The sequence below is a fragment of the Exiguobacterium sp. UBA6309 genome, from assembly GCF_002439205.1.
GTDB lineage: Bacteria > Bacillota > Bacilli > Exiguobacteriales > Exiguobacteriaceae > Exiguobacterium_A.
In genome coordinates this window covers 1-7,930 of the sequence record NZ_DJTL01000001.1, presented here as the reverse complement: position 1 = coordinate 7,930, position 7,930 = coordinate 1, and the positions used below count along the sequence as shown (strand labels likewise).

Genomic DNA, 7,930 nt, shown 5'->3' with positions numbered 1-7,930 from the left:
TTTGTCTCTGACAGCGCAAAATCGCACTTTTTCCTGTAGGAGTGGCGTGTAATGCGTCATTTTTTATATCCGGAAGAAGGACCGAGAAGCATTTTGTTCACTCGACATCGCTTCCTAGGGAAAAACAAGCAAGAGCGACCCTGCAGCGAAGCGAAGCGGCGCGATGCTTGTCCCAGGAAAACGGTGCGAGTCGAACAAAAAAAAAGCGCAATCCTTCTCGTTAGAGAACAATTGCACTTGTCTTCAGTCTCAAAAGATTTCCCCGAAGAGAAATCCGTTTCATATAGCAATCAACCATGTTCAATATAAAATCCGCTCCAATAAACCTGACGATACGTAAACTCTTTTCCACTCTTCGTCGTCACAAGCATTTCATCTTCTGCCATGACGGCGATTTTAATGGGTACTTCACCGTGATCCGTCAAATAATTGAGGATCTCAAGATGCCGATTCAACCAAAGACGACGGCGGAACCAACGAAAACGACTGAATGCCGCACTGAAGTGGAGTAAGGCAAGCGCAAGGATAATTAAAGCAAACGGAAGTGGAATATCGAACAATGCAATCAAATATACATCTGCGATGAGTAAAGATAGCGAGAGACCCATTTCCGTCATCTCCATAAAAGATGCTTTATAGGTCGCGAAGTAGGTCATCACGCGAAACAACAAGATGACCGTTAGATACGGTACGAAATACATTTGAAACACATGGTCCGTGCCACTGTTGACGAACATGAGCAGTGGCAGGAAGAATAGCAATTTCCAGATTAGGATGGCGGAATAAAATAAAGTATGATCCGTGTAGCGTTTGCGTACGATGGCTTGACTCATATTCATTGCCTTCCCCTCCTTCATGATGGACCGTTTCAAAGTCAATGATGACAGGACATGATGCCTATAAGGGTATGTTTCCAAATTCAACTGTTTCTAATCATCTAATTCACAGTTTATAGAAATTGTATATTTAGTATACGTGATTGGTTTCGAAAAAGTTCACTTTCCCCATCATTTCCCATTATTCGATGTGCTACCGATCCGATTCTCACTCTTGCTAGTCGCCCGGATCTTCTACTGCTACAATATAAGATATTCCAATTGAATAGAATCGAGTTGAATTTTTCATGTACACCCATATCATTGTCGGTGCCGGAATTCTTGGTGCCTCGACAGCTTATCATTTATCAAAGGCTGGTGAACGCGTCTTACTCGTCGATCGGAAGGAACCCGGTCGCGCCTCCCATGCGGCAGCCGGCATCATCTGTCCATGGATGACACAACGACGAAATAAGGCATGGTACAAATTAGCGAATAACGGTGCTCATTTTTACAAGACATTGATTCCTGAACTCGAAGCACTCGGCGAGACGAGCACAGGTTATCAGCAAGTTGGAGCGATTGCCTTACACGAAACATCAAAAATCGATAAGATGGAGACGATTGCGCAAAACCGCTTTCCAGAAGCCCCTGCTATCGAACGGATCGAACGACTCGATCAAGAACGTGTCAAAACGCTGTTTCCGCTCGTTGAACAGATCGAAGATGCCTTATTCGTCTCTGGCGGTGCACGTGTTGATGGACGTGCCTTATGTGCCGCTATGATCCGTGGTGCTGTCGAACACGGTGCGACTGTACTAGAAGGAGATGCATCTCTTGTCGTAGACAAAGGAGTCGTCACCGGTATAACCATGGAAAACGAACAGTACTCGGCAGACCACTTCATTTTAACGGCAGGCGTTTGGTTGAATGACCTTCTTCGGCCACTTGACCTTAAAATCGATTTGCACCCAGAGAAGGGACAAATCCTACAACTCGACTTGACGGATTCTACATCAACGACGTGGCCAGTCGTCATGGGACAACGCGGATTGTACCTGGTTTCGATCCACGAAAAGAAACTGATCGTCGGTTCGACACACGAGAAACAGACCGATTACAACTTAAAGCCGACCGTCAAAGGAATGCATGCTTTATTGAATCGTGCTTTACCTGTCTTACCAAGTCTCGAGGAAACGACAATTGATGAACTCCGAATCGGCTTACGTCCCTATACAAAAAACTCGTTACCAGTAATCGGACCGCTTCAAAATCATCCAAACGTGTTCTTAGCAAACGGACTCGGCGCATCCGGTTTGACGATCGGACCTTATCTCGGTAGCCAATTAGCGAAGCTTGCAAATCATCAAACGCTTGATATCGAATGGCAGACCTATGAGCCGACATACGTCTCTTTCGACTCCTAACTCACTTTATGCTTTTTGAAAGGAAGTACGTCATTGTCCATGAAACCAGTAGTTTCACTTGAATTATTTGATGCTTTAGATATTCGTGTCGGTACGATCCAGTCGATTTCGAATCGCACGGATGGCTCAATTCAGCTTGAGCTACAATTCGACGGATTTACACGTTCTTTTTCACTCGCTTGGGATTCACTACGACCTGATGTCCACGAGCTGCTTGGAAAACAAGCGATTGCTGTACTCAACGTACCTGGTCGTACGCCAGAAGAGTCCGGACGAGTGCTTGAGATTGGGCGTTCAGAGCAATGGATGCCGATTCTCGTCGTGCCGGAACATCCGATACCTGAAGGTGCACGGATCGAATAAGACACTTTAACCTATGAAAAACACTCCCCAGTCATGCTTTTAACGGAAGCTTACGTGTAGGAGTGTTTTTTAATTATGACGCCGTTACATTTTTTCTAAATAATGCACGCTGAATCGTTCATCGTCATCGATCCAGCAATTGACCGGATGAAAACCACTTTGACGAGCGAGAGTCTCAAACTCTTCTTTACTGTATTTATAGGAGTTCTCCGTATGAACCGTCTCCCCCTGTTTAAACGGAACCGTCACGTCTCCGACTTGTACTAATTGATCAAGTTGACTCCGAAGATGCATTTCGATTCGTCCTTTTTCTTCATTATAAAAAGCATGATGTTTAAATCGGGTCACATCAAACGTTCCATCGAGCATCTGGTTCAAGTGCGTCAACATGTTCAAATTGAATGCTGCCGTGACACCGGCTACATCGTTATAAGCACGTTCAAGGACATCGGTCGATTTTTTTAGATCAACGCCGATCAAGAATCCATCTCCACTTTCAAGGATCCGCGATGAATGACGTAAAAAGTGCATCGCTTCCTCCGGTTCAAAGTTCCCGATCGTCGATCCCGGGAAAAAGATGACCCGTTTTTGAGACTCCTCTACCGGTAAGGAAATGGCTTGTGAATAATCTCCACAAACAGCTTTAATATGCAATGCAGGATACCGCTCCGATAATTGACGAGCAGATTCCATCAAAAAGTCTTTTGAGATGTCGATCGGCATGTACGTATCCAAGTGCGTAAACGTCTCAAGCAACATCTGGATTTTACGACTGCTTCCGCTTCCATATTCGATCAGTGTATGCACATCCCCAATACTCTGAGCGATTTCCGCTCGGTGTTGCTCCAAGATAGCAAGTTCCGTTCGTGTCGGATAATATTCCGGTTGTTGCGTGATCTGCTCGAACAACTGGGAGCCGATATGATCATAAAAATATTTCGCCGGTAAGACTTTTTGTTCGCGCATCAGACCTTCGATGACTTCTAAACGCATGTTTTGTTGCGGCGTATATAAATCGTAGCTAATGACCGTCTCGCGCATCACACATCACCCGCCAATCGGAAGCCGCCAAATAACCAGCGTTTATCGGGTGGGAAGAAGTTTCGGTACGTCTCGCGAATATGATCGTCAGGCGTCACGCACGCTCCTCCACGTAGTACCATTTGATTACACATGAACTTCGCATTGTACTCTCCAAGTGCTCCCTCGAGTGGTTTACTGCCTGGGTACGAACTATAAGGACTTGATGTCCATTCCCAGACGTTACCGAACATGCTTGCAAGCGTCGTCTCTGACTCTTTGACTACGACTGGATGAAACGTACCGTTTCCCATCATGTTGCGCTTCGTAACGGAATCGACTTGACGAGAAGCCCATTCCCATTCCGCTTCTGTCGGCAAACGCTTCCCTTTAAAACGGCTGTAAGCATCCGCCTCATAAAAGCTAACGTGACAGACTGGTTCGTCGAGCCGCAATGGTTCGACGCCATTCATCGTAAAGATCGTCCATTCTCCCGCGTCATCCTTCATCCAATATAATGGCGCTTTCCAGCCTTCTTTTTGAACCGTCGCAAAGCCATCAGATAACCAATACTCTGACTTTTCATAGCCACCTGCTTCAATAAACGCCAAATACTCCCCGTTCGTGACAGGACGTGTCGCTAATTCAAACGGATGCAGCCACGTTTTATGGCGCGGACTCTCGTTATCAAACGCAAAACCGTCTCCTGTATGACCAATCTCGACGAGTCCTTCCTCAAATGGAATAAAGGATGTTTCCATGAGTGCATTTTCAGGCACGTCTGGTTCTAACGACTTTGACTGATAGGCAGGTAATAACGGATTCGTGAAAAAGTTATACTTCACGTCCATCAAAATCAATTCCTGATGTTGTTGTTCGTGTTGTAGTCCCATCTCGACCAATGCTTCGATTTTTCGTTGATCTTCTGGAGTCCGTTCTTCTTTCAAGAACTCGATCATTTGTCCATCGACATATGCCCTGTAAGCGATGATGTCCTCGACGGTCGGACGTGACAACATTCCCCGTTGTTGACGAGGTTGATAAGGTCCGATTGAATTGTAGTACGAGTTAAACAAATAATTGTATTTCGGATGGAAGACTTGATAGTTTTCACTATATTCCTGTAGTATCATCCGTTCAAAAAACCAAGTCGTATGAGCAATGTGCCATTTTGGCGGACTCACGTCTGAACTAGCTTGAATGATGAAATCCTCTGCTTCGAGCGGTTCGATTAAGGCGATCGTTTGGTTGCGAACGGTTGCGAATTTTTCAATTAAGTACGATGTCGTTTCAAATAGCATGTCAATCACTCCCTATCCAAAATATTCCGAATTTTTTGGTCCATTTGACTTATACCCCTCCTATGGAAGAGTTATGCTAAGGAAACAAAAAAAGTCCGCTCTGTTAAGAGCGGATTCATCATACTTAAAATACTTTATCACCGTTGAAGATCGAGTTTTTGACGACAACGTAGTCGACCGTCCGAATCGCCTTCAATTTATTTCCACCAGCGTATGAGATCGCTGATTGCAAATCTTGCTCCATTTCAATCAATGTATCTGCTAGACTTCCTTTATGCTCGACGAACATCTTTTTCCCTTCAACATTCTTGCGTTCGCCTTTTTGGAACTCAGAAGCAGAACCGAAATATTCCTTGACGAGCACCCCGTCCACTTCATGTGTCTCACCAGGCGATTCTTCATGCCCTGCGAAAAGTGAACCGATCATGACCATCGAAGCACCGAACCGAACCGACTTCGCGATATCCCCATGCGTCCGAATACCACCATCGGCGATAATCGGTTTGCTTGCTGCCTTCGCACACCAACGAAGTGCTGCGAGTTGCCAACCACCTGTACCGAACCCTGTTTTAATTTTCGTGATACAAACTTTACCTGGTCCAATCCCGACTTTTGTTGCGTCTGCTCCTGCGTTCTCAAGTTCGCGTACCGCTTCCGGTGTACCGACGTTTCCAGCAATAACGAAACTTGTTGGCAAAAGCGACTTGATGTGGCGAATCATCTGAATGACTGCTTCCGAATGACCGTGTGCGATATCAATTGTGATGTATTCAGGAGTTAGCCCCTCTGTCGCGAGCTGTTCGATCAGCTGATATTCTTCTTCCTTGACACCCACGCTAATCGAAGCGAACAGTTGACGCTCTTGCATCATACGAACGAACGCTAGGCGACGTGCCGGTTCGAATCGATGCATGATATAGAAATAATCGCCTTCAGCTAAGAACAAAGCAATCGATTCATCAATGATCGTTTGCATGTTTGCGGGTACGACCGGAAGCTTGAAACGACGACCGCCGAACTCGACTGACGTATCACATTCCGAACGACTACCAACGATTGATTTTGCTGGAATTAATTGAATATCTTCATAATCGAATACTACATCCATGAATAACACCTCTAATAACGAATATTTTTTGTATATCGGCGATAATCATTCGCCCCTTGACCACTATAACGAACTGTTATCATGGTGTCAAAGAAATTTTCGTGTTTTTAAGATTTTTCATGAACTTTTTTAGTAAACAAAAAAATAATGTTCGGATTTTAACAATATTGTTGTTGTAAATCAGTCAACCATTGTTCTTCCCACTCGAAAAAACTCGATGCCTCCGATTTCTCAAACACTTGATCAGGATAAGGCAAGGCAAGTGGCGGACGCTCATTTTTTGGAAAATAAGCCAGTTGCTTAGATTCCCCATCAATGGCCTCGAGCGTCCCACTGACTACCTCACATTCGAACATCGTTGCTACATACTCGACCTCGTTTCCGTCAGGGTACGTAAGTCGAAACGATTCCCCACCAAATGTCGCGATTAGTCGGACGGGTCGAACGAATAGACCCGTTTCTTCATAGACTTCGCGAATGACTGCTTGTGCAGGGGATTCTCCTAGTTCAATCACCCCGGCAGACAAACTCCAAAACGGACCACCTGGATCTTGGAAAAGGATATGCCCTGCTTCGTTTCGAATGATTGCTGCGACGCATGGTGTAAACAGACGTTGTGTTCCGACATATCGCCGTAGATTGGCATAATAATCAGAGATTGGCATGACGTGACTCCTCCCGGTCTTCTTTTAATAGAGCAAACAGAATAAAATCTTCCCAGGCATCATTGATGAAGAGATTTTGTTTCGCGATTCCTTCTTTACGAAATCCGACTTTTTCAAGAACTCGGATTGATCCGATGTTCCCCGGCATGACCTCAGCACGAATCCGGTGGAACTGATGGACATCAAATAGATGGTCTACGAACAATCCAACTGCTTGAGCCATAAATCCTTTTCCGCCATAAGCTTCATCTAACTGATAGCCGATCATGCACGTCTCGGCTTGTCCACGCTGGATGAACATCGCTGAGACATCGCCAATCAATTGATCATTCTCTGTTAAATAAACACCGTAAGCATAATACGCATCTTGTTTCATCAACTCTTGATGACGAAAAATTCGTTCCCGCTGCCCCTCTAACGTGTACTGTTCAGGTGACGGCTTAACTGGCATCCAGTATTCGAAGTGTTCACGATTTCGTAAGTTCATCTCAAGAATAACTGCCGCATCATCTAAGACATACGGACGAATATATATAGGCAACATCATTTTTCCTCCTTTAGATTATTATCTTTAGTTCAAGAAGTTTGCGTGTTTCATAATTCATCCAGCGGGAATCTACATAATAGTTCATTACATTACAGTGACAGCATGCTATAAAGAAAACTGTCGAAGAAGGAGTGACCTATGTATTCAGACACTGATTTGCTCAATCAAATCAAACGGCGTGATTCTGTCGCGCTCGAACGATTATACGATCGTTACGAAAAAACACTCTTTCTTTTATTTCGTCGTACACAGGTTGATGAAGCACTTATTCATTCTGCAATGACCGAGTTATTCCGCACTGTTTGGGAACAACCGACACGTTACCCGAACTTCCAAGGATTCATTTTGCATACATTACGACAACTCAGTAGTAAAAGAGAACATATTCCGACTTAATTGAAAGAATCAGTTATACCCTTTCGACACAGGTAAAATGAACCCTTTAATTCAATGATGTATTTAGAGAAGAACAGCTTACTTTGTTCTTTTTTTGTTTTGTCCTTTCTTTTTCGATACGGGCATGCTATATTATTAAGTAATTATTGTTGTTCGGTGGAGATACGAAGTGTTTCACTTTATATTCGATGAAATTGATCACGGTAGTAATAATCAGTGTGCCAGTCACACGCAGGAGGCAATACACATGGAACAAGGTAAAGTAAAATGGTTTAACGCAGAAAAAGG

General features: G+C 44.4%; 9 protein-coding genes. 3 read left to right on the top strand and 6 right to left on the bottom strand.

The window, feature by feature from the left end; all coding sequences use genetic code 11:
* Positions 1-290 precede the first annotated feature (290 nt).
* Entirely contained in the window at positions 291-839 is a 549-nt protein-coding gene (locus B3M90_RS00045) for a hypothetical protein (protein WP_290781983.1), read from the bottom strand.
* Positions 840-1,123: 284 nt separating this feature from the next.
* Here B3M90_RS00045 and B3M90_RS00040 point away from each other — a divergent pair, with 284 nt between their 5' ends.
* Entirely contained in the window at positions 1,124-2,242 is a 1,119-nt protein-coding gene (locus tag B3M90_RS00040; protein ID WP_035407485.1) for an NAD(P)/FAD-dependent oxidoreductase, read from the top strand.
* Between the two features lie 39 nt (positions 2,243-2,281).
* The gene (locus tag B3M90_RS00035) at positions 2,282-2,605 is read left to right on the top strand and encodes a hypothetical protein (RefSeq protein WP_056061877.1); all 324 of its coding nucleotides are present in this window, start codon (positions 2,282-2,284) and stop codon (positions 2,603-2,605) included.
* Positions 2,606-2,689: 84 nt separating this feature from the next.
* On the opposite strand, the gene egtD is transcribed toward B3M90_RS00035, so the two are convergent.
* The 5 genes from egtD to B3M90_RS00010 all read right to left on the bottom strand — a co-directional run bounded on the left by egtD (position 2,690) and on the right by B3M90_RS00010 (position 7,243).
* Positions 2,690-3,646 (bottom strand): L-histidine N(alpha)-methyltransferase, encoded by a 957-nt coding sequence (egtD, locus tag B3M90_RS00030; protein ID WP_290781981.1) that lies wholly within the window; start codon positions 3,644-3,646, stop codon positions 2,690-2,692.
* Positions 3,646-4,926 carry an ergothioneine biosynthesis protein EgtB gene (gene egtB, locus B3M90_RS00025; protein WP_290781979.1) on the bottom strand — a complete coding sequence of 427 codons (1,281 nt, stop codon included), beginning with the start codon at positions 4,924-4,926 and terminating at the stop codon, positions 3,646-3,648. Before egtB ends, egtD begins: the two co-directional genes overlap by 1 nt.
* A 124-nt stretch (positions 4,927-5,050) precedes the next feature.
* Entirely contained in the window at positions 5,051-6,034 is a 984-nt protein-coding gene (gene guaC / locus B3M90_RS00020; RefSeq protein WP_035407471.1) for a GMP reductase, read from the bottom strand.
* A 158-nt stretch (positions 6,035-6,192) separates the two neighbouring features.
* Positions 6,193-6,699 (bottom strand): NUDIX domain-containing protein, encoded by a 507-nt coding sequence (locus B3M90_RS00015; RefSeq protein ID WP_290781977.1) that lies wholly within the window; start codon positions 6,697-6,699, stop codon positions 6,193-6,195.
* Positions 6,686-7,243, bottom strand: coding sequence for a GNAT family N-acetyltransferase (locus tag B3M90_RS00010; RefSeq protein ID WP_290781975.1), 558 nt, complete (start codon positions 7,241-7,243; stop codon positions 6,686-6,688). The genes B3M90_RS00015 and B3M90_RS00010 overlap by 14 nt, the downstream gene beginning before the upstream one ends.
* A gap of 141 nt (positions 7,244-7,384) precedes the next feature.
* Between B3M90_RS00010 and B3M90_RS00005 the strand changes: the two genes are divergently transcribed.
* Positions 7,385-7,642 carry a hypothetical protein gene (locus B3M90_RS00005; RefSeq protein WP_035407462.1) on the top strand — a complete coding sequence of 86 codons (258 nt, stop codon included), beginning with the start codon at positions 7,385-7,387 and terminating at the stop codon, positions 7,640-7,642.
* Positions 7,643-7,930 lie beyond the last annotated feature (288 nt).